We start from the raw sequence: 2,838 nt of genomic DNA on the forward strand, positions 1-2,838 counted from the left end.
TTTTGTGATAACGTATTTCTCGTTCCTTCTACGTTCATCTGCCCCACTTTATAATTGGTGTTTAAGGCATACTTGTCGCTGTCCCATTTGTTTTCATAATGCAGGCCGCCGTTATTTACCGCAGGGATTCCCTGGCCGTTGTAACGGCCGTCCCAGGAACTGAATTCATCGCCATCATTGAACATCATAATGCCTCCGTCTGCCATCACTTCCATATTGTTGTTGCCTGAATATTTATCGCTGTCGCTCCAGCCCAGGCCCGTCTGCCCGGTATTGCCAAAGATACCATACCCGGCAATCCTTTGCTTGCCTTTGAAGGCGTTGAACATGATCTGGTTCTGGTAGAATTTGTCTGTCCCTATGCCTGCTTCTGCTTTGCCAAAATAGCCGTTCTTTTTATCTTCTTTGAGTTTAATGTTGATGGTTTTGGTCTTTTCGCCGTCGTCGATTCCTGTAAAAGTAGCCTGGTCACTTTTTTTATCGTAAAGCTGAACTTTATCTACCATATCACCGCGGATGTTTTTGGTGACCAGTGTCGGGTCGTCACCAAAAAATTCTTCGCCGTCTACCAGTACTTTGTTAACGGTTTCACCCTGTGCGGTGATCTTTCCATCCTTGTCTACCTGTATGCCGGGCAGTTGTTTGAGCAGGTCTTCGACCTTAGAGTTTGGGGTGATGTTATAACTTCCCGCATTGAACTCCGTGGTGTCGCCCTTGATTTTGATGGCTGCAGCCTTGCCTTTTATGATGACATCGGCCAGTAAGGTCGCCTTGAGGATGAGGTTAAGTTTTCCAAAATCCCTGCTGCTGTGTGCAGAGTCCAGGGCAAACTCTTCCACATAATCCGCATAACCCGGATAGGTGACCAGTAAGATAAATTTGCCCGGTTTCAGGCTGTTCAGCGTAAAACTTCCTTCAGCATCGGCACGGGTATATTTTACAAGAGTCGAATCTTTTTGGTGGAGGAGTGTGATCGTAGTGTTGACCAGCTTGTAGGTCGCCATACTGTCAGTTACGCTGCCTTTAACCATGTATTGCTTTTGGGCAAACAGCATTGGGGCGCATAGCAATAGTATCAGCGTTGTGAGAGCGGATAATTTCATCGGGTAACAATTAGGTAATCCGAAGGTATAACTAAATCTTTAGTAATAAAATACCTGGTGTGTTAAATTTTGTTAAAATTAAAAAGACGCTCATTGGAACAAAGTTTCCGCTAATTGCTGATTATAGTAAAGTAGTAAGTTCTTATTAACTTTGCTTATGTTGAATTCTGAAACGTCCAGTCCCGCCGAACTTGCGGCGAGGTTTGTAAACTATACATCTAAACATATATTTCTGACGGGAAAGGCCGGGACGGGGAAGACAACTTTTCTCAGGAACCTGATAGACCTGACCCATAAAAAGGCCGTGATAGCTGCGCCAACAGGTATAGCTGCGATCAACGCGGCCGGGGTAACCGTCCATTCGCTTTTTCAGCTGCCCTTTGGGACTTATCTGCCCAAACAGCCGGCTGCAGATGGAAGCCACTACGATCAGCAATACAATACCCCGAAATCTATTGTCAGGCATCTGAATATGAATGCTGCAAAGCGCAAGGTACTGCTGGATATGGAGCTGCTGATCATCGATGAGGTGAGTATGCTCAGGGCTGACCTGCTGGACGCGATAGACATGGTATTAAGGTACGTCAGGAGAAACAATACGGCCAGTTTTGGTGGTGTACAAGTGCTTTTTATCGGGGACATGCACCAGTTGCCACCTGTGGTGAAAGGCAATGAATGGAACCTGCTTGCTGAATTTTATAAAAGTGTGTATTTTTTTGATGCCCTGGCCCTGCAGCAGGACCCGCCTGTATACATTGAGCTGGAAAAAATATACAGGCAGGCCGATCAGGTATTTATAGACCTGCTGAATAACCTGCGGAACAATAGGGTTACTGCCGAAGATGTTGCGTTATTGGAAACCTATTATAAAGCAGATTTCAAACCCTCGCTTGATGATAAGTACATTACATTAACCACGCACAATAATAAAGCTGATGCGCTGAATAAACAGAGCCTGGATGAACTCAGTGTCCCTTCGTACCTGTACAAAGCCAGGATTGAAGATGATTTCAGTGAGTTTTCCTATCCTGCGGAGCAGGTACTTGAGCTGAAGATCGGCGCGCAGGTCATGTTCATCAAAAATGACCCGACAGGAGAGCAGCGATTTTTTAACGGCAAAATAGCCACGGTGGTCTCACTCAAATCAGATTTGATAGAAGTTCAGGCCGATGGGAGTAAGGAAAAGATCGTACTGGAAAAATACACCTGGAAAAACATAAAATATACTACTGATAAAGTTACCGGAGAGATTGAAGAAGATCTTGCAGGAACCTTTACACAATATCCGCTGAAACTGGCCTGGGCCATTACGGTGCACAAAAGTCAGGGTCTGACTTTCGATAAGGCGATCATTGATATCGGAAATGCCTTTGCGCCCGGGCAGATCTATGTGGCATTGTCACGTCTGAGATCTTTGGACGGTCTGATCCTTACTTCACAGATTGGGGGGACAGGTATTCGTCAGGACCAGAATGTGACTTCATTTGCTAAAAACAAGCCTGAAATTGCCAGTTTGCAGCAATGGGTAGAGCAGGAAAGCGAAGTATTTTTAAGGACGTACCTGCAGCGGTGTTTTGATTTGAGCGCACTTGACAATTACGTCTATGATCACATACATTCCTATACCAAAGACATACACCGGTCTGCAAAACAAAAGCACCATAAGTGGGCTGAGAAGTTGTCAAAGGACCTGATCGCTGTCAGGGCAAATGCAGATAAATTCATGGCCCAGGTT

The 2,838-nt window shown here is 45.3% G+C and carries 2 protein-coding genes; one reads left to right on the forward strand and one right to left on the reverse strand.

Annotated features, from left to right (window positions below; genetic code table 11):
* A partial coding sequence (locus tag VK541_RS19930) for a carboxypeptidase-like regulatory domain-containing protein (RefSeq protein ID WP_324372195.1) occupies window positions 1–1,103 on the reverse strand: 1,103 nt, incomplete at its 3' end.
* A 157-nt stretch (window positions 1,104–1,260) separates the two neighbouring features.
* On the opposite strand from VK541_RS19930, the gene VK541_RS19935 reads away from it, so the two are divergent.
* Window positions 1,261–2,838 (forward strand): ATP-dependent DNA helicase (locus VK541_RS19935; protein ID WP_324372197.1); only part of this gene is annotated, 1,578 nt, incomplete at its 3' end.

The sequence above is a fragment of the Pedobacter sp. genome (assembly GCF_035317785.1).
Lineage (GTDB): Bacteria > Bacteroidota > Bacteroidia > Sphingobacteriales > Sphingobacteriaceae > Pedobacter.